Source organism: Pseudomonas sp. AE27, assembly GCF_037113495.1.
GTDB classification, from domain to species: Bacteria; Pseudomonadota; Gammaproteobacteria; order Pseudomonadales; family Pseudomonadaceae; genus Aquipseudomonas; species Aquipseudomonas palmensis.
This window is the reverse complement of record NZ_CP146966.1, coordinates 604,131-622,363: the sequence shown is the minus strand read 5'-3', so window position 1 is coordinate 622,363 and position 18,233 is coordinate 604,131. Positions and strand designations below refer to the sequence as shown.

Sequence of the window (18,233 nt, the reverse complement as noted above, 5' to 3'; positions counted from 1 at the left end):
GAGCCAAGGTAAAAATGAGCCTGTTTTCCGCTGTCGAGCTGGCACCCCGCGACCCTATCCTGGGCCTCAACGAAGCGTTCAATGCCGATACCCGCACCCACAAGGTGAACCTGGGCGTTGGTGTTTACTGCAACGAAGAAGGGCGTATCCCACTGCTGCGTGCAGTCATCGAAGCCGAAACCCAACGCGCCGCCCAGCACGCCTCCCGCGGCTACCTGCCGATCGACGGCATCGTGGCCTACGACCAGGCCGTGCAGAAGCTGCTGTTCGGTGCCGATTCGCCCCTGCTGGCCGCCGGCCGTGTGGTCACCACCCAGTCCGTCGGTGGTACCGGCGCCTTGAAGATCGGCGCTGACTTCCTCAAGCAGCTGTCGCCCAATGCCACTGTCGCAATCAGCGACCCGAGCTGGGAAAACCACCGCGCCCTGTTCGAAACCGCCGGTTTCCCGGTCAAGAACTACCGCTACTACGACGCCGCCACCCATGACGTCAACCGTGCCGGCATGCTCGAGGACCTGAACGCGCTGCCGTCCGGCTCGATCGTGGTACTGCACGCCTGCTGCCACAACCCGACCGGCGTCGACCTGACCCCGGCCGACTGGAACAACGTGCTCGAGGTGGTCAAGGCCAAGGGTCACATCCCGTTCCTGGACATGGCCTACCAGGGCTTTGGCCAGGGCATCGCCGAAGACGCCGCTGCCGTGCGCCTGTTCGCCGAATCGGGCCTGGACTTCTTCGTCTCCAGCTCGTTCTCCAAGTCGTTCTCGCTGTACGGCGAGCGCGTCGGCGCCCTGTCGATCGTCACCGAGTCCAAGGAAGAGGCCACTCGCGTGCTGTCGCAGGTCAAGCGCGTGATCCGCACCAACTACTCCAACCCGCCGACCCACGGCGCGACCATTGTCGCCACCGTGCTCAACAGCCCCGAGCTGCGCGCAATGTGGGAAGCGGAACTGGCCGAGATGCGCCAGCGCATCCACGGCATGCGCAAGCAGATGGTCGAGCTGCTGGCCCAGTACGGCGCACAGCAGGACTTCAGCTTCGTCGGGCGTCAGTGCGGCATGTTCTCCTACTCGGGCCTGACCGTCGAGCAGGTGGCACGCCTGAAGGACGAGCATGCGATCTATGCTCTGGATACCGGTCGTATCTGCGTCGCCTCGTTGAACCAGAACAACATTCACGTGGTGACCAAGGCGATCGTCGAGGTCCTGTAACACCTGATTGCTCAGGGGGAGCTTGACTTCCCCTTAGCAATCAGTAAGATACGCCCCAGATTCCGCGATAGCTCAGTCGGTAGAGCAAATGACTGTTAATCATTGGGTCCCAGGTTCGAGTCCTGGTCGCGGAGCCAAACATCGTTTCAGAGCGTGCTTGCACAGCCTCTGAAATACTCGAAAAACCCGCCTTTTGGCGGGTTTTTTCGTTTTGGTATTCAGCCCGGACCAGGGCTGCCTGGCGATACAGGCTGCGACAGGCTATTGCTGCCCGATCGGAAAGAACTGCCCCGCACTCCATACGCCCAGCCATGGCTGCCCATCGATGTCACGTGTTACAGCCAGCTCTACCAGCTGGTAAAACACGCTGCGATGGATCAGCGCCTCGAGGTTGTTGCGCATGTGCACGTAAGGCGAAGGCTCCTGTGTCAGCGGGTCGATCACGAAACGCAGCGGGTGCTCGGGCCCGGCCTCGACCACATCCTCCACATTACTGGTGAAGCGCAGCACCTGCTGCTCACCACTGCCCTGCACGTCCATGAGCACCGCCACGAACGGCGCATCATCGACCTGGATTCCGACCTTTTCCACAGGCGTGACCAGAAAGTAGTCATCCCCGTCGCGACGGATGATGGTGGAGAACAGACGCACCATCGGCTTGCGACCAATCGGGGTGCCCAGGTAGTACCAGGTACCGTCGCGGGCGATTCGCATGTCGATGTCGCCGCAGAAGTCCGGATTCCACAGGTGGACCGGCGCCGGACCTTTGCCGACCTTCGGGAGTTGCGCCAACAGGTCATTGGCCTTGCCGGTATCCACCATCATCTGCTCCTCAGCGGCTCATGCCCAACAAACTGCGAGCGTAATCCTCAAGCGGTGCCGCAATCAAATCCTGCGGCTGATTGTCGTGGAACGTCAGCAAACCGCCACGGCTGCGGATGCTCACGGTATCGATCAGATAGCGGGTACTGGTTTCGATCAGCATCAGCTGAATTCTTCCGGTGTCGACACCCAGGCGGTCCACCGCCTGCTCGTCGTACCACTCGTCACCATTGCCGATACGGTTGTCGGCCTTGGCAAAACGCGCATACAGCAGGTAATGCGCGCCCACGTCGCGCGCCTGGGACAAGGCATCCTCCAGCCCCAGCGGACCCTCGGCACGTCGCACCAGCGGGAAGTACTCGACAAAGGCCTTGAAGGCTTCCTCGGCCACCACGTTGGGCCGCGGATAGGCATTGCCCGGCGGCACGAACACGCCCTGACCGATGAAGACGAACGAGTCGGGCTGCAGGCGCACCGACAACGAACGGCGGGTTTCGCTATGGTCGAGCAGGCCGGCGTCGCTCATGTGGTAGCGCACACCTTCGCCCATATCGCTCACATTCATGCAGCCACCCAGCGCCATCAGCGCCAGCAGCAGAACCAGGCTACGCATCTTTCCTCCAGAAGCCGGTGACGGAAAACCGGCGAACAGCCGCCAGATGCAGGTTTTGCGCCAGCTGGAGGGTATGGCTCAACCGCCGATGATCTTCATCACCGTGGCACCGCCTGAAAAAGCCACGGCCTGCTTGTCGCCCAGGGCCTTCATCAACATGCCCTGCAAGGCCGGCAACGCCTGGTGGCGCGGCTTGTCGAGCAGGTCACCGATGAAATGCCGGTTGCTCGACGACAGGCAGCCATGCAGCCACCCGGTAGAAGACAGACGCAGGCGCGAGCAGGTTCGGCAGAACGGCACGCTTTCGTTGGCGATCACGCCGAAGTGGCCTTGCCCCGGCACCCGGTAGCGCAATGCAGTGGCGTCCACTGGCGCATCGGCCTGGGCGTACTCGTGATGCTCGCCGATCAGTTGCAGCAACTGCTCCAGGCTCACGAACTGCTGCAGGAAAGCGTTGTGGTCGCTGGCCAGGTGCCCCATGCGCATCAGTTCGATAAAGCGCAGTTCATAGCCACGGGCCAGGCAGTAGTCGAGCAGCGGCAGCACCTGATCGAGGTTGCGCCCGCGCAGTGGCACCATGTTCACCTTGATCTTCATGCCGGCGTCGCTGGCCTTGTGCATGCCATCGAGCACGCTGGCCAGATCCCCGCCACGGGAGATCCCGCGAAAGGCATCGGCGTCGAGGGTATCAAGGGAGACGTTCAGGCGCCGGATGCCGGCATCCAGCAGCAATGGCAGCTTGCGCGCGAGCAACTGGCCATTGGTGGTCAGGGCGATGTCATCGAGGCCGAGCACCGACACGCCAGCCAGGAAGGCTTCGAGCTTGGGACTGACCAGGGGTTCGCCACCGGTGATACGCAGGCGCTCGATACCGGCAGCTTCGATCAGCCAGGCCACCCCACGCACCATGGCCTGGGCCGAGAGCTCATCCTGCGCTGCGACCAGACGCTTGCCGTCCGGCACGCAATAGGTGCAGGCATAGTTGCACGCCGCGGTGAGGCTGACGCGCAGGTTGCGAAAACGTCTGCCTTGACGGTCGACGATCATGGAGCACTCCGGCAAGTGTGAATCGGGCCTGCAAAACCTGACTCAGAAATCAGTTTTTTGCAAGCCTCTTACCTGAGTATATGCCTGCACGGCGCCAGCGAGCATTCAGCTGCCAGATGGCTCCGGGTCGCGCTTGCGCTTGTTGCCCATGCGCACGCCAATGTCCATGAGGAACTGGAAGAAGCCTTCCTGGTCCTCCAGCACATTGCTCCAGAACGGCGAGTGATACAGTGCCACCGCGCCATGCACCAGGGCCCAGGCTGCGCAGTAGTGGAAATACGGCGGCACGTCCTCGAGCTTGCCCTCGGTGATGCGACCCTTGATCAGCAGGGTCAGGCGCTCGAAGTTGGAGGCACGGATCTTGTGCAGCTCCTCGACCATTTCCGGCACCTGGTTGCCTTTGACCACCTTCTCTTCGAGGCGGTCGAACAGGCGGTAGCGCTGCGGGTCGCGCATGCGGAATTCGAAGTAGGCACGCGACAGGGCCTCCTTGTCGCGATCCACATCGGCAGAGTGCAGCAGTTCGTTCAAATCGCGCTCGTAGTCGAGCATCAGGCGCAGGTAGATCTCCGCCTTGGACTTGAAGTGCTTGTAGATCGTGCCTTTGCCGATACCCACGGCGTCAGCGATCATCTCGACGGTGACACTGTCTTCACCCTGTTCGAGAAACAGCTTGAGCGCGGTATCGAGAATCTCTTGCTCTCGGCGACGAAACTCACGGACCTTACGAGGTTCTTTCTGCATAAGAAGGACTGGATCAAAATCGAAGCCCGTTATTATGCCTAACTTGCGCAAAAATGCACGGATCATCCGCGCATGCCTATGTTTCTTGATGAGTTTGAACAGGCCGGCGACCCGGTTGCCCGAAGCGGACCTCCCCTTCCCCCTGCCCCAGACGTGCAATCCAGGCGGTCAGGCGCACGGCAGAGCAATGCGTGCTCAGCAGGGCCGCACGTATTCCAAATCTGTTTAAAAAACGATCAACCCTTGGTGGAATCGCGGCGAACCTGACCAATACTTGAGGTGTTGGCGCGACGCATCCCCCCAAGTGACGCGCCGATAAGGGTGAACACGGACCGCTCGCCTTTGTTTTACTCCTAATGGTCTTAACCCGGATTCCCCCCCAGAACCCGGGTTTTTTTTGCCCGCGCGACCGCCACGGCGCCCGCGCAGCGGGGTCAGGCCACCCGCACCCGCGCCAGGGGGAACAGACGCCTGAAGTTCTCGGTGGTCTGTTGCGCCAGCTGCTCGTAACGCTCCCCCCGCACCAACGCGATGAACTCCGCCACGTCACGCACATACTCCGGCAAGTTCGGCTTGCCGCGGTGCGGAATCGGCGCCAGGTACGGTGAGTCGGTCTCTACCAGCAAACGATCTGCCGGCACCTGCCGCGCCACGTCACGCAACGCGTCGGCATTGCGGAACGTGACAATCCCCGACAACGAAATGTAATACCCCAGGTCCAGCGCTGCCTTGGCCATCTCCCAGTCTTCGGTGAAGCAGTGCAGCACGCCTGCCTGCGGCAATGCCGCCTCGCGCAGCAGGGTCAGGGTATCGGCGCGCGCCGCACGGGTGTGGATGACCACCGGCTTGCCGGTGAGCCTGGCCGCCTCCAGGTGCAGCCGAAACGATGCCTGTTGCAACTGTGCAGCCTCGGGTTCGTAGTGATAGTCCAGCCCGGTCTCACCAATGGCCACCACCTCGGGGTGGTTCAGTTCGCCGAGCAGCCAGTCCAGCGCCGGCGCTTCGCCTGGCGCCAGGTCCAGCGGGTGGATGCCGACCGAGCAGTCCACATCAGGGTAGCGCGCTGCCAGCGCCCTGACCTGGGCCGCATTGTCGGCACTTACGCCGATGCACAGGAAATGCCCGACGCCCCGTGCCCGCGCGGCATCCAGCGCGGCATCCAGGGAGCCACCATGGGCGGCGAGGTCGAGACGGTCGAGGTGGCAATGGGAATCTACAAGCATGGGCGTAATGACAACACTGAAAATGGAGGATCGAAAGGCCAGCTCAACGCTGGCCCGGCAACAGGGCCCAGGAGGCCAGCAACGCTTCGAGCAACAGCACGCGGTTGAGGTTGGCCTTGTTCAGCACCTTCTGGCGCTGCACAAGAATCCAGTCCTGGATATCCAGCACCTTGCCCTGCGGGCTCTTCTGGGCAAGGTACTGCACGACCTTGCGCATGTCGGCCAGCCCCAGGCCCTCTTCGTCCTGGGTCAGCTGATAGCGCAGGATCAGGTTGGACCAGTCGCAGAACCAGTCGAACAGCAACAACAGCGGGATGCTGTTCCAGCCTTCGGCCAACTGGGTCGCGGACTGCTGCTGCTTGAGCAGCTTCTTGACCCCCTCGACCACCTGCGCGCGCTGCTCGCGCACACCCTGGGCCTGCAGGCTGACAGCCAGCAGTGGCGAACCTGCTGCAAGGCTCAGCAGTTCGTGGCGCTCGGCCTCGTCACTGTCGGGTAACGCGGCTGCCAGCCACGCCTCGCTCTGCGCCTGACTTGGCAACGGGCAGGCCTGTTGCTGGCAACGGCTCCTGATGGTCGGCAGCAACCGGCTGGGCTGGTGACTGACCAGCAACAGCACGGTATCGCCCGAAGGCTCTTCGAGGCTCTTGAGCAAGGCGTTGGCAGCGTTGATGTTCATTGCCTCGACCGGCTCGATGAGAATCACCTTGCGTCCGCCCATCTGCGCGGTCTGCACCACGAAGCTGACCAGGTCACGCACCTGGTCGACCTTGATCGGCTTGTCGGCCTCTTCAGGTTCCAGGATGTAGTTGTCCGGGTGACTGCCCGCCTTCAGCAACTGGCACGACTTGCAGTGCCCGCACGCCTCAAGCCCCTCGGGCTGGCGGCACAGCAGAAACGCCATCAGGCGCTCGGCCAGCGCCCGCTTGCCGATGCCTTGCGGGCCGTGCAACAGGTACGCATGGGCATGCTGTGTGCGCCCGGCCAGTTGCTGCCAGAGCGTCGCCTGCCACGGGTAGGCCTCAGCCACGGCAACGCTCCAGGATCTGCGGCAGCAACGCATCCAGGGCGAGTTGAACCCGGGCCAGCGGTTGCGCGGCATCGACCAGGTGATAGCGCGCCGGGTCGGCGGCTGCGCGGGCCAGGTAGGCCTGGCGAACAGCCTGGAAAAACGCCTGGCCTTCCTGCTCGAAGCGATCCAGCCGCCCGCGCGCCGCTGCGCGCGAAAGGCCGACCTCCACCGGCAGGTCGAACACCAGGGTCAGGTCGGGGCGCAGGTCGCCCTGGACGAAGGTTTCAAGGGTGGCAATGCGCTCGACCGACAGCCCGCGGCCACCGCCCTGGTAGGCATAGGTGGCATCGGTGAAACGGTCGCACAGGACGATGGCGCCCCGCGCAAGCGCCGGGCGGATCACCTGGGCCAGGTGCTGGGCGCGCGCGGCGAACACCAGCAACAGCTCGGTGTCGGCATCCATCGTCTCATCGCTGGGGGCCAGCAACAGTTCGCGGATGCGCTCGGCCAGCGGGGTGCCGCCCGGCTCGCGGGTCAGCACCACATCCAGCCCGTGGGCGCGCAGGTGCTCGGCCAGGTACTCGCGATTGGTGCTCTTGCCCGCGCCTTCGGGACCTTCCAGGGTGATAAACAAGCCGCTCACAGGCAGTCCTTAATCAGGGTCATTGCGGGGTAGGTTCGCTGGCCGGGGGAACATCCGGCTGCACCGAGGGCTCGGCAGGCTGCGGTGCAGCCTGGGGCGCCTCGGATGCAGGAACCTCGTTCGGGGTGTCGCCGGCGCTTGGCGCCGGGCTTGAACGGTAGTCGGCACGCCGCTTGATCTGGTACTCGCGCACGGCTGAATTGTGCGCCCCCAGGTCGTCGGAGAACACATGACTGCCATCGCCCCGCGCGACGAAGTACAGGCTGCTGCCCGGCTCCGGGTTCAAGGCCGCGTGAATGGCTTCACGCCCGACCATGGCAATCGGCGTCGGCGGCAGGCCGGCGATCACGTAGGTGTTGTAGGGCGTGGGCTCACGCAGGTCGGCGCGGGTGATCTTGCCGTTGTAGCGTTCGCCCATGCCATAGATCACGGTAGGGTCGGTCTGCAGCAGCATGCCGATCTGCAGGCGACGCACGAAGACGCCGGCGATCTGACCACGCTCCTGTGGCACGCCGGTTTCCTTCTCGACCAGCGAGGCCATGATCAGCGCCTGGTAAGGGTCGCGATAGGGCGCAGCCGGGGAGCGCTCGTTCCACTCCTTGGCCAGCACCTCCTCCAGGCGCGCGTACGCCTGCTGCAGGAACTCGACATCGCTCATGCCGCGCACGAACCGATAGGTGTCAGGGAAGAAGCGCCCCTCGGGGAACACGCCCGGGTGCCCGAGCTTGTCCATGACCTCGCTGTCGCTCAGGCCATCCAGGGTCTGGCGGATCTTTTCATGTCTGGCCAGTGCCGAGCGCACCTGGCGGAAATTCCAGCCCTCGACCAGGGTCAGGCTGTACTGCACCACGTCACCACGCCGCCACGCCTCGAACAGGTCGCGCACGTTCATGCCGGGGGTCATGCGGTACTCGCCGGTATGCAAAGCCACGCTCGGCATGTTGAAGCGCCAGTAAAGGCGCAGCCAGAAGGCGTCGCGAATCACGCCGTCCTGCTGCATGCGGTAGAACATGCGGTTGGGCGTGGTGCCGGTAGGAACATCGAGCAACCGCTCGCCGGTCAGGTGCAGCGGCTGCTCCAGCGCCGAGTGCACCTTCCAGGCCGAGAAGCCCAATAGCAGGCCGGCCAGGATCAACCCAGTCTCCAGCAGCACCAACAATTTACGTCTCACGAATCAGGCATCCAGTAGCGTACGGGCAATGGCCTGCAGTTTACGGGTGAGCGGCCCCGGCGACCAGTTCAGCGATGCAAATGCACGCACCGGCCATACGCCATACACGCTGTTGCACAGCAACACTTCGTCGGCCTGCTCGAGATCGGCCAGCGCCAGGTCGACCACACGGGCCGTGATACCGTGGCGCGGCGCCTCGTCCAGCAAGGCAGCGCGCATTACCCCGGCCACGCCGCAACGCGCCAGGTCGGCGGTGTACAGCACGCCATCGCGCACCACGAACAGGTTGCTGTAGACACCTTCGATCACGCGCCCGGATACATCACGCATCAAACCTTCAGCGTACTCGGCGCCCTGCCACTCGGCCCGTGCCAGTACCTGCTCCAGGCGATTGAGGTGCTTGAGCCCGGCAAGCAAGGGTTGCTCGGCCAGGCGGGTCTGGCAGGCAAACAGCCTTACCCCCTGCTCGGCGTTCTGCGGCGGGTAGCTGGCGGCGGGGCTGGCCTGAAGAATGCGACGCGGCGGTGCACCGGCAGCCGGGGCATAGCCGCGCTGACTGTCGCCACGGGTGAGAATGAGCTTGAGCACGCCATCACCCAGCAAGCCGGCATAACGGCATACCTCGTCGCGGATGAGTGGGTGATCGGCGTCGATCGCCAGGCGCTGGCAACCCAGCGCCAGGCGATCGAGGTGATACGTCAGCAGCGAGGGCCGCCCGGCCCGCACGGCGATGGTCTCGAACAGACCATCGCCATAGGCCAGCCCGCGGCTGCTCAACGTCAGGACGTCAGCCGGCAGGCCATCGACCCAGCTGTGCATCACTCGGCGAACCGGCGGAACACCAGCGAGCCATTGGTACCGCCAAAACCGAAGGAGTTCGACAGCACGACCTCGATCGGCATGTTGCGCGGCTGGTGCGGCACGAAGTCCAGGTCGCAGCCTTCATCCGGCTCATCGAGGTTGATGGTCGGCGGCGCCACTTGCCCATTGATGGACAGCACGCTGAAAATCGCCTCTACCGCGCCGGCAGCCCCCAGCAGGTGACCAGTCATCGACTTGGTCGAGCTCACGGCCAGCTTGTAGGCGTGCTCGCCGAACACCGACTTGATCGCTGCCACTTCGGCCAGGTCGCCGGCAGGCGTCGAGGTACCGTGGGCGTTGATGTAGCCGACTTCGCTGGGGTTCACGCCCGCATCGCGCAAGGCGTTGGCCATGCAACGGGCCGCACCGGCACCGTTGTCGGGTGGCGAAGTCATGTGGTAGGCGTCGCCGCTCATGCCAAAACCAACCAGTTCGGCATAGATGGTCGCACCCCGCGCCTTGGCGTGCTCGAGCTCTTCGAGCACCAGCGCACCGGCACCGTCGGACAGCACGAAACCGTCACGGCCCTTGTCCCACGGCCGGCTGGCACGGGTTGGCTCGTCGTTGCGCGTCGACAGCGCACGCGAAGCGCCAAAACCGCCCATACCCAGGCCACAGGCCGCCATCTCTGCGCCACCGGCGATCATCACGTCGGCTTCGCCGTAGGCGATATTGCGCGCCGCCATGCCGATGCAGTGCGTGCCCGTGGTGCAGGCAGTGGCAATGGCGTAGTTGGGCCCCTGTACACCCAGGTGGATCGACAGGAAACCGGAAATCATGTTGATGATCGAGCCTGGCACGAAGAACGGCGAAATGCGCCGCGGGCCTTGCTCGTGCAACGTCCGGCTGGTTTCTTCGATATTGGTCAGGCCGCCGATGCCCGAACCCATGGCCACGCCGATACGCTCACGGTTGGCATCGGTGACTTCCAGCCCGGCATTGCGCACCGCCTGGAACCCGGCCGCCAGGCCGTATTGAATGAACAGATCGAGCTTGCGGGCTTCCTTGACCGACAGGTACTGCTCGACTTCAAAGCCCTTTACCGAGCCGCCAAAACGGGTGGAGTAGGCAGACAGGTCAGTATGCTCGATCAGACCTATGCCACTGCGGCCAGCCAGAATGCCTTGCCAACTGCTTGGCACATCCGTGCCCAGTGGCGACAGCATACCCATACCGGTGACCACGACGCGTCTACGCGACACAGCACTCTCCTTATTCTATGGTCTACATCTCATGCAAAGAAAAAACCGCACGCCAGTAACGGCAGTGCGGTTTTTCCATGACAAGAAGCGACGACTACAAAGTCTTAAGCCTGGTGGCTGGTGACGTAGTCGATGGCTGCTTGAACAGTAGTGATCTTCTCGGCTTCTTCGTCAGGGATTTCGGTCTCGAATTCCTCTTCCAGAGCCATCACCAGCTCAACGGTGTCAAGGGAATCGGCACCCAGATCTTCTACGAAGGAAGCGGTGTTGACCACTTCTTCTTCTTTAACGCCCAGTTGCTCGGCGACGATTTTCTTGACGCGTTCTTCGATGGTGCTCATACCTAGTTTTCACTCCTAATGGATATATGTCAGGCAGCTGGCCGGTGTGTAAGTTTATAGAAAGACGCCCGCTTTTCAAGCGTAATGCATCCCTCGAACTTCACACCCACCTGCCGCCTAGAATTTGGTTGCAGCTTTATAACGGATTTTAGACAGCTCGTATGACATTTTTTTGAAGCAATCCGTCACATTTAACTACATGTACATCCCGCCGTTGACCGGGACAGTCGCACCGGTCACGTAAGCTGCGCCGTCAGAGGCCAGGAACGCAACCACTTTCGCGATTTCGTCGACCTGGCCCAGACGACCCAGCGGAATCTGGTTTTGCAGCGCTTCACGCTGCGCCTCTGGCAGTTCGCGGGTCATGTCGGTATCGATGAAACCCGGCGCTACCGAGTTCACGGTGATCGCACGGGAGCCGACTTCACGCGCCAGGGCGCGGCTGAAGCCTTCCAGGCCGGCCTTGGCGGCGGCGTAGTTGACCTGGCCGACGTTACCCATGGCCCCAACGACCGAACCGATGCTGATGATACGACCCCAGCGCGCCTTGGTCATGCCGCGCAGCACGCCCTTGGACAGACGGTAGAGGCTGTTGAGGTTGGTATCGATGACGTCGAACCACTCGTCGTCTTTCATGCGCAGCATCAGGTTGTCGCGGGTGATGCCGGCGTTGTTGACCAGGATGGTCGGCGCACCGAACTGCACCTGGATAGATGCCAGGGTGGCGGTGACCGACTCGTCGCTGGTCACGTTCAGCTCCAGCCCGGTACCGGCGATGCCGTGCTCCTTGAGGGTCGCGGCAATACGCTCGGCGCCGGAGGCGGACGTGGCGGTACCGATGACGGTGGCGCCCAGACGCCCCAGTTCCAGGGCGATCGCCTGGCCAATGCCACGGCTGGCGCCGGTGACCAGTGCAACTTTACCTTGCAGGCTCATGCAAGTTTCTCCTAAATCAGGCCAGCGCCGCACGGGTGGCGGCGAAAGCATCCGGGGTATTGAGGTTGAAGGTGTTCACGCCGTCGGCGCAGCGCTTGTTCAAGCCGGCCAGCACCTTGCCGGGGCCGCACTCGACCAGTTGCACCGCGCCATTGGCGGCCAGGGTCTGCACGCATTCGACCCAGCGTACCGGCTTGTACAGCTGCTCCAGCAGGTCGCGTTTAAGGGTTTCGAGATCGCCAGCCACGCCCGCACTGACGTTCTGCACCAGCGGGATCTGCGGGGCCTGCCAGTCGATGGCATTCACCGATTCGGCAAACCGCTCGGCGGCCGGGCGCATCAGCTCGCAGTGCGACGGCACGCTGACCGGCAGCGGCAGCGCACGTTTGGCGCCGGCGGCCTTGCAGGCTTCCATGGCGCGCTCTACAGCAGCCTTGGCACCGGCAATGACAACCTGGCCCGGGGAGTTGAAGTTGACCGCACTGACCACCTCACCCTGCGCGGCCTGAGCACACAGGTCCACGACCACGGCGTCATCCAGGCCCAGAATCGCAGCCATGGCGCCCTGCCCGGCCGGCACGGCCTCCTGCATGAGCTCGCCGCGACGCTTGACCAGCTTGACCGCCTCACCCAGGCTCAGGCTGCCGGCAGCCACCAGCGCACTGTATTCACCCAGGCTGTGCCCGGAAACGAATGCAGGGCGCGCGCCACCTTCGGCCAGCCACAGGCGCCACAGGGCGATCGAGGCGGTCAGGATGGCCGGCTGGGTTTTGTCCGTCTGGTTGAGTTGTTCTTCCGGGCCCTGCTGGGTCAGTGCCCACAGGTCGTAACCGAGAGCCTCGGAGGCCTCACGGAAGGTATCGATGACCAGCGGGTACTGGGCGCCCAGCTCGGCAAGCATGCCGAGCGACTGCGAACCTTGGCCAGGAAAGACGAATGCGAGGGATGCAGACATTGAACAAGCCCCTAATGATCTTGTCGTCGAAAATAGCGCCCAGCCGGGGCTGAGCGCGAGAAAACTGACAATTGGATGGTAACGAGAACCAAGCGGTCACATTTATGCACGTCGTTGTGCCGATGCCTAAGGCAGCAGATCCTCCAGACGGCCGTGCAAGCGCTGCGGCAAGTTCTCCTGGATCTCGATCAGCGCCCGCTGTATCGCGCTCTGGAACCCCTGCACACCCGCCGAGCCATGACTCTTGATGACGATGCCCTGCAGGCCGAGAAAACTCGCGCCATTGTGGCGCGCCGGCGCAAGGTCGGCCTTCAGGCGACTGAGCAGCGGCATCGCCAGGGCCCCCACCGCCCGCGCCATCAGGCCACGCTTGAACAGCGCCTCGATGCGCCCACCGATCATGGTGGCCAAGCCTTCGCTGGACTTGAGCAGGATATTGCCGACAAAGCCGTCGCACACCACCACATCCGCTTCGCCACGGTACAGGCCATCGCCTTCGACAAAGCCGATGTAGTTGAGGCCGCGGGCATTTTGCAGCAGCGTCGCAGCCAGCTTGACCTGCTGGTTGCCCTTGATGTCTTCGGTACCGATGTTGAGCAGCGCCACACGCGGCCGGGAAATGCCCAGCGCTTGCGCCGCCACCGAGCCCATCACGGCGAACTGGAACAGGTGCTCGGCGCTGCAGTCGACGTTGGCCCCCAGGTCAAGCAGCTGGCAATAGCCAGTCTGGGTCGGTATGGCCGCCACCATCGCCGGCCGATCGATGCCGGGCAGGGTCTTGAGCACATAGCGCGACAACGCCATCAGCGCGCCGGTGTTGCCGGCGCTCACGCAGGCCTGCACCTTGCCATCACGCAATAGTTCGAGGGCCACGCGCATCGACGAGTCGGGCTTGCCACGCAGCGCCTGGGACGGCCGCTCGTCCATGCCGATCACTTCGCTGGCCGGCACAATATGCAGGCGCGCGCGATCCGCTGCCGACTGGCCAGCGATCAGATCTTCAAGGAGGGAGGGTTGACCGACGAGGGTCAGGTGCAGCGAGGGAGTAGCCGACAGGCAAGCAATGCTGGCCTGAACAATGCTGCGGGGACCGAAGTCCCCGCCCATTGCGTCAATCGCGATCTGAGCGGACAAGGATTACTCGTCAGCGCCCTTGTCGATCACTTTGCGACCACGGTATACGCCTTCTGGCGATACGTGGTGACGCAGGTGCACTTCACCAGTGGTTTTCTCTACGGACAGAGCGTTTTCCGAGAGAGCGTCGTGCGAACGGCGCATGTCACGGGCAGAGCGGGATTTTTTGTTCTGCTGAACAGCCATAATTGATTAACTCCTAAACGTTTGGGTCACGCTTTAACTGCGCCAATACACTGAACGGGTTGGACCGCGTTACCTCGTCCTTGCTCGGTTCGGGCTCATCGGCGCCCGCCGGCTGCTGGCATTCTTCCGGATGATGAGCAGGCACGATGGGCAAGGCGAGCAGAAGCTCTTCCTCGACCAATGCTTGCAGATCCAAAGGATCTTCGCCCAGTTCCAGCACGTCATAACCTTTCGGTAACGACTGGGTATTCGCACCCTCTTTCACCACAGCATATGTAGATTCGCTGTGGATCGGCAGGGTGACCAGCTCAAGACAACGCTGGCAAACCATCTTGACCTCGACGGTCAGAGCACTGTGGATAACCACGGTTTTCTGTTCGTCTCGCTCAAAATCGAATTTAGCCTGCACCGTACCGACATCGTCGGAAAGCGGGTCGCAGAGTCTCTCCAAATCGGCGAGTAGCAGCGTTCCTTCGAGAGAAACACCACGATCGGCCAATTTGCGCGGGTCAACGTGAGGTGGAATCGGGTCATTCAACATAGGCGCAGCATTCTAGGGATGCCCCCCGCCCCTGTCAAAGGAAATTCGGCCCCGTTCAACATGTTAGAATCGGCGCACCTGCTCAGGAGTTCATCATGCTGCCCTTGTTACTGGCTTCCAGCTCACCCTACCGGCGCGAATTGCTGGCGCGACTGCAACTGCCCTTTGCCTGGGCAGCGCCCGATATCGACGAACAGCGCATCGGCGAAGAGCCCGCCCCAGAGCTGGTCAAGCGCCTGGCCAGGCACAAGGCCGAGGCATTGGCCGCCAGCCATCCGGGGCATCTTATCATTGGCTCCGACCAGGTTGCCGTGCTGGGCGAACAGATTCTGGGCAAGCCACACACCTTCGAAAAGGCCTGCGAGCAATTGCTGGCTGCGAGCGGCAATCACGTCACCTTCCTGACCGGCGTGGCGCTGCTCAATACTCAGAGCGGCCACTGCGAGGTCGATTGCGTGCCATTTACCGTGCACATGCGCGAACTGGACCTGCCACGCATCGAACGCTACCTGCGCGCGGAACAACCCTACGACTGCGCTGGCAGCTTCAAGTGCGAAGGGCTGGGGGTGAGCCTGTTCCAAAGCACCCACGGCTGCGATGCCACCAGCCTGGTGGGACTGCCGCTGATCCGACTGGTCGACATGCTGCTCAAGGAAGGGGTGAGCATACCGTGAGGGCAAGGCAATACCGGCAATAAAAAAACCGGCCATCTGGCCGGTTTTTCATTAATTAGCACTCTCAGCGCAGTACCGGCCCCTGAAAGCCCATCCACATGGCAAGGTGCTCGGCGACGCTGGCACCCAGGCGCTTGGAGAAGCGATCAAACGGCGACTCTTCGACGGTGAAATCAACCAGGGTCTTCTCCCCCACCACCTCACGCGCCACATAATCGGCATTGCCCAGGGCGTCCACCAGCCCCAGCTGCACGGCCTGCTCACCCGACCAGATCAGCCCGCTGAACAGCTCGGGATGCTCCTTGTCCTTGAGCCGCTCGCCGCGCCCCTGCTTCACACTGGCAATGAACTGCTTGTGGGTGGTGTCCAGCACACCCTGCCAGAAGGCCGTTTCGTCCGGTTTCTGCGGCTGGAATGGATCAAGGAAGGCCTTGTGCTCACCCGCCGTATAGGTACGACGCTCGACACCCAGCTTCTCCATGGTGCCGACAAAGCCGTAGCCAGCTGCCGTCACACCAATCGAGCCCACCAGGCTGGCCTTGTCGGCATAGATCTGGTCAGCCGCACTGGCGATATAGTAGGCACCCGACGCACCCAGGTCGCTGATGACCGCGTACACCTTGACCGCCGGCTTGGCGGCCTGCAGACGACGAATCTCGTCATAGATGTAGCCAGACTGCACCGGGCTGCCGCCCGGACTGTTGATACGCAGCACCACCGCCTTGGTCTTGACGTCGTCGAAGGCCGCACGCAGGCTGGCTATCACGTTGTCGGCGCTGGCCGGCTCCTTGTCCGCAATGATCCCGCGCACCTCGATCAGCGCCGTATGGCTCGCGCCACGGGCGGCGGTCTTGTCGATATCCATCAGCGGCGAAAACAGGGCCAGGATGCCGAACAGGTACACGAACGTCAGCAGCTTGAAAAAAATACCCCAGCGCCGGGCCCGACGCTGCTCCTGCACGCCCGCCAGCAAGGTCTTCTCGAGCAGCTTCCAGCTGGTGCGCTCTTCGTTCTTTTCGGCGTCAGGCGCCTTCCACTCGTCAGTCATGCTCACCTACCCTGGAAATTCGATTGCAGCGGTTCGGCCTAGCCACGCCTGCAATTGTGAAAAGTGCTGTATGGACAACTGCGGCTCGTAAACGCTCAATGCCTCGAGCGAGAGCGCCCCATGCCCCACCGCCACCGAATGCATGCCGGCATTGCGCGCCATCAGCAGGTCGAACGACGAATCGCCCACCATCAACGCACGGCTCGCCGGCACCTGGCAATGGGCCAGGATCTCCTCGAGCATGCGCGGGTGCGGCTTGCCCATGGTTTCGTCGGCAGCCCGGGTAATGTCGAAGAACGTTTCCCAGCCATTGGCCACCAGCACCCGGTCCAGGCCGCGACGCGCCTTGCCGGTAGCGACTGCCAGGCGATAGCCATCGGCCCTGAACGACTCGAGGGCCTCGACCACGCCGGGATACAACGGCGACGGCTGGGTATCCAGGGCCATATAGATGTCGGCGTAATGCTGACGAAACGCCATGACTTCAGGCTGATCCAGATGCGGGTACAGCGTGCTGATCGCCTCGGGCAGCGCCAGGCCGATGATGCCCTTGACCGCCTCGTCCGAGCACAGCGCATAGCCGGCACGCTCGGCCGAGCGATGCATCGCTTCGACGATGCGCCCGATCGAATCGGCCAGCGTGCCGTCCCAATCGAAGATCAGCAGGTCGTAATCACGGCGCACTCAAACGCTCCACGGTCTTGGCCCACATGTCGTCCACCGGCGCCTCCAGCTTCAGCTCGCCGCCATCGGGCAACGGCACGGTCAGCGCATAGGCATGCAGGAACAGGCGCTTGCCGCCCAGCTCGCGGATCTCGCGAGTGAAATCCTCGTCGCCATACTTGCTGTCGCCGGCGATGCAATGCCCGGCATGCAGGGCATGCACGCGAATCTGGTGGGTACGGCCAGTAATCGGGCGTGCCTCGACCATGGTCGCGAAATCGCCGAAACGGCGCAGCACGCGAAACAGGGTGAGCGCCTCCTTGCCTTCGTCGTTGATTTCCACCATCCGCTCGCCGGAACGCAGGTTGCTCTTGAGCAGCGGCGCATTGACCTGCTTCTTGGCCGTGGCCCAGTGACCACGCACCAGCGCCATGTAGCGCTTGTCGACGCCGTCACCGCGCAACGCGGCATGCAGATGGCGCAACATGCTGCGCTTCTTGGCGATCATCAGCAGACCGGAGGTATCGCGATCGAGCCGATGCACCAGCTCCAGCTCCTTGGTATCCGGGCGCAACTGACGAAAGGCTTCGATCACACCGTAGTTCAGCCCGCTGCCGCCGTGCACGGCGATGCCAGCAGGCTTGTTGAGCACGATCAGGGCCTTGTCTTCGTACACGATGGCCGCTTCGAGTCGCTGAAGCAGGCCCTGTGCCAGCGGCACCGGCTCGTCACGCTCAGGCAGACGAACGGGCGGCACGCGCACGATATCACCGGCCTGCAATTTGTACTCTGGCTTGATCCGCCCCTTGTTCACCCGCACTTCGCCTTTGCGCAAAATGCGATAAATCAAGGTCTTGGGAACGCCCTTGAGTGCAGTGATCAGGAAGTTGTCGATCCGTTGGCCGGCAAGTTCCGGCGCGACCTCGATCAGCTGGACGCCGGAGGTCGGAGGGGTAGTAGTCGTCATTTGCGAATCATAACAATTTTTTATGGATTTGAAGCACTTAATGATTGCTGCTATAGTCGCGAACGCCGCCAAAAGCGGCTGGCCAGCGGACCAATGGCTTTGAGCCGGCCCTGACCTACGCAATTCTCGAGGACGCGAGGCCGTCCGACGGGGCTTTCGCCAGTTTACAGAAGTGCCTGGAATCGCTACCAGCGCCGATGAGAGAAGACCGATAAAAAACAACAAGAGCGGTGTTTGAC

At 62.8% G+C, this 18,233-nt stretch carries 21 protein-coding genes and 1 tRNA gene; 3 read left to right on the top strand and 19 right to left on the bottom strand.

Translation table 11 applies throughout. From position 1 onward, the window contains the following. Positions 1-14: 14 nt before the first annotated feature. Complete coding sequence (locus V9K84_RS02965; RefSeq protein ID WP_043862866.1) at positions 15-1,211, top strand: amino acid aminotransferase; 1,197 nt, start codon at positions 15-17, stop codon at positions 1,209-1,211. 61 nt (positions 1,212-1,272) lie between these two features. After that, a tRNA-Asn gene (locus V9K84_RS02960) sits at positions 1,273-1,348 on the top strand. Positions 1,349-1,472: 124 nt separating this feature from the next. On the opposite strand, the gene V9K84_RS02955 is transcribed toward V9K84_RS02960, so the two are convergent. From V9K84_RS02955 to V9K84_RS02880, 16 genes are all read right to left on the bottom strand, one after another. Beyond that, positions 1,473-2,033, bottom strand: coding sequence for a DUF1285 domain-containing protein (locus tag V9K84_RS02955; protein ID WP_043862867.1), 561 nt, complete (start codon positions 2,031-2,033; stop codon positions 1,473-1,475). Positions 2,034-2,043: 10 nt separating this feature from the next. Further along, entirely contained in the window at positions 2,044-2,646 is a 603-nt protein-coding gene (locus V9K84_RS02950; RefSeq protein WP_043862868.1) for a DUF4823 domain-containing protein, read from the bottom strand. 78 nt (positions 2,647-2,724) lie between these two features. Further along, positions 2,725-3,693 (bottom strand): radical SAM protein, encoded by a 969-nt coding sequence (locus tag V9K84_RS02945; RefSeq protein WP_043862869.1) that lies wholly within the window; start codon positions 3,691-3,693, stop codon positions 2,725-2,727. 105 nt (positions 3,694-3,798) lie between these two features. After that, on the bottom strand, positions 3,799-4,437 hold the full coding sequence (locus tag V9K84_RS02940) for a TetR/AcrR family transcriptional regulator (protein WP_054915804.1): 639 nt from the start codon (positions 4,435-4,437) through the stop codon (positions 3,799-3,801). A gap of 434 nt (positions 4,438-4,871) precedes the next feature. Then, complete coding sequence (locus V9K84_RS02935; RefSeq protein WP_054915805.1) at positions 4,872-5,660, bottom strand: TatD family hydrolase; 789 nt, start codon at positions 5,658-5,660, stop codon at positions 4,872-4,874. 43 nt (positions 5,661-5,703) lie between these two features. Continuing rightward, positions 5,704-6,690, bottom strand: a complete 987-nt coding sequence (locus tag V9K84_RS02930; RefSeq protein ID WP_058541076.1) for a DNA polymerase III subunit delta' — start codon at positions 6,688-6,690, stop codon at positions 5,704-5,706. Continuing rightward, positions 6,683-7,315, bottom strand: coding sequence for a dTMP kinase (tmk, locus tag V9K84_RS02925; protein WP_054915807.1), 633 nt, complete (start codon positions 7,313-7,315; stop codon positions 6,683-6,685). Before tmk ends, V9K84_RS02930 begins: the two co-directional genes overlap by 8 nt. Before the next feature lie 19 nt (positions 7,316-7,334). After that, positions 7,335-8,486: an endolytic transglycosylase MltG gene (gene mltG / locus V9K84_RS02920; RefSeq protein WP_054915808.1), complete on the bottom strand. Its 1,152-nt coding sequence runs from the start codon at positions 8,484-8,486 to the stop codon at positions 7,335-7,337. Between the two features lie 3 nt (positions 8,487-8,489). Next, positions 8,490-9,305 (bottom strand): aminodeoxychorismate lyase, encoded by an 816-nt coding sequence (pabC, locus tag V9K84_RS02915; RefSeq protein ID WP_088514324.1) that lies wholly within the window; start codon positions 9,303-9,305, stop codon positions 8,490-8,492. After that, positions 9,305-10,549 carry a beta-ketoacyl-ACP synthase II gene (gene fabF / locus V9K84_RS02910; RefSeq protein WP_043862876.1) on the bottom strand — a complete coding sequence of 415 codons (1,245 nt, stop codon included), beginning with the start codon at positions 10,547-10,549 and terminating at the stop codon, positions 9,305-9,307. The genes pabC and fabF overlap by 1 nt, the downstream gene beginning before the upstream one ends. Before the next feature lie 104 nt (positions 10,550-10,653). Then, a complete protein-coding gene (gene acpP, locus V9K84_RS02905) occupies positions 10,654-10,890 on the bottom strand; it encodes an acyl carrier protein (protein ID WP_003175607.1) in 237 nt (78 codons plus the stop codon). 195 nt (positions 10,891-11,085) lie between these two features. Next, complete coding sequence (gene fabG, locus V9K84_RS02900; protein WP_043862877.1) at positions 11,086-11,826, bottom strand: 3-oxoacyl-ACP reductase FabG; 741 nt, start codon at positions 11,824-11,826, stop codon at positions 11,086-11,088. A gap of 16 nt (positions 11,827-11,842) precedes the next feature. Next, a complete protein-coding gene (fabD, locus tag V9K84_RS02895; protein WP_088514323.1) occupies positions 11,843-12,781 on the bottom strand; it encodes an ACP S-malonyltransferase in 939 nt (312 codons plus the stop codon). Between the two features lie 126 nt (positions 12,782-12,907). Next, a complete protein-coding gene (gene plsX, locus V9K84_RS02890; protein WP_043862879.1) occupies positions 12,908-13,888 on the bottom strand; it encodes a phosphate acyltransferase PlsX in 981 nt (326 codons plus the stop codon). A gap of 30 nt (positions 13,889-13,918) precedes the next feature. Continuing rightward, positions 13,919-14,101, bottom strand: coding sequence for a 50S ribosomal protein L32 (gene rpmF, locus V9K84_RS02885; protein WP_010223221.1), 183 nt, complete (start codon positions 14,099-14,101; stop codon positions 13,919-13,921). Positions 14,102-14,114: 13 nt separating this feature from the next. Continuing rightward, positions 14,115-14,642 carry a YceD family protein gene (locus tag V9K84_RS02880; protein WP_054915811.1) on the bottom strand — a complete coding sequence of 176 codons (528 nt, stop codon included), beginning with the start codon at positions 14,640-14,642 and terminating at the stop codon, positions 14,115-14,117. Positions 14,643-14,737: 95 nt separating this feature from the next. Here V9K84_RS02880 and V9K84_RS02875 point away from each other — a divergent pair, with 95 nt between their 5' ends. Next, the gene (locus V9K84_RS02875; protein ID WP_058541072.1) at positions 14,738-15,316 is read left to right on the top strand and encodes a nucleoside triphosphate pyrophosphatase; all 579 of its coding nucleotides are present in this window, start codon (positions 14,738-14,740) and stop codon (positions 15,314-15,316) included. Positions 15,317-15,380: 64 nt separating this feature from the next. Here V9K84_RS02875 and sppA read toward each other — a convergent pair whose 3' ends face one another. The 3 genes from sppA to rluC are packed head-to-tail and all read right to left on the bottom strand — an operon-like array spanning position 15,381 to position 17,994. After that, the gene (gene sppA / locus V9K84_RS02870) at positions 15,381-16,364 is read right to left on the bottom strand and encodes a signal peptide peptidase SppA (RefSeq protein WP_088514337.1); all 984 of its coding nucleotides are present in this window, start codon (positions 16,362-16,364) and stop codon (positions 15,381-15,383) included. Between the two features lie 6 nt (positions 16,365-16,370). Beyond that, on the bottom strand, positions 16,371-17,048 hold the full coding sequence (locus tag V9K84_RS02865) for an HAD-IA family hydrolase (RefSeq protein WP_054915813.1): 678 nt from the start codon (positions 17,046-17,048) through the stop codon (positions 16,371-16,373). Next, positions 17,038-17,994, bottom strand: coding sequence for a 23S rRNA pseudouridine(955/2504/2580) synthase RluC (gene rluC, locus V9K84_RS02860; RefSeq protein ID WP_088514322.1), 957 nt, complete (start codon positions 17,992-17,994; stop codon positions 17,038-17,040). Before rluC ends, V9K84_RS02865 begins: the two co-directional genes overlap by 11 nt. Positions 17,995-18,233 lie beyond the last annotated feature (239 nt).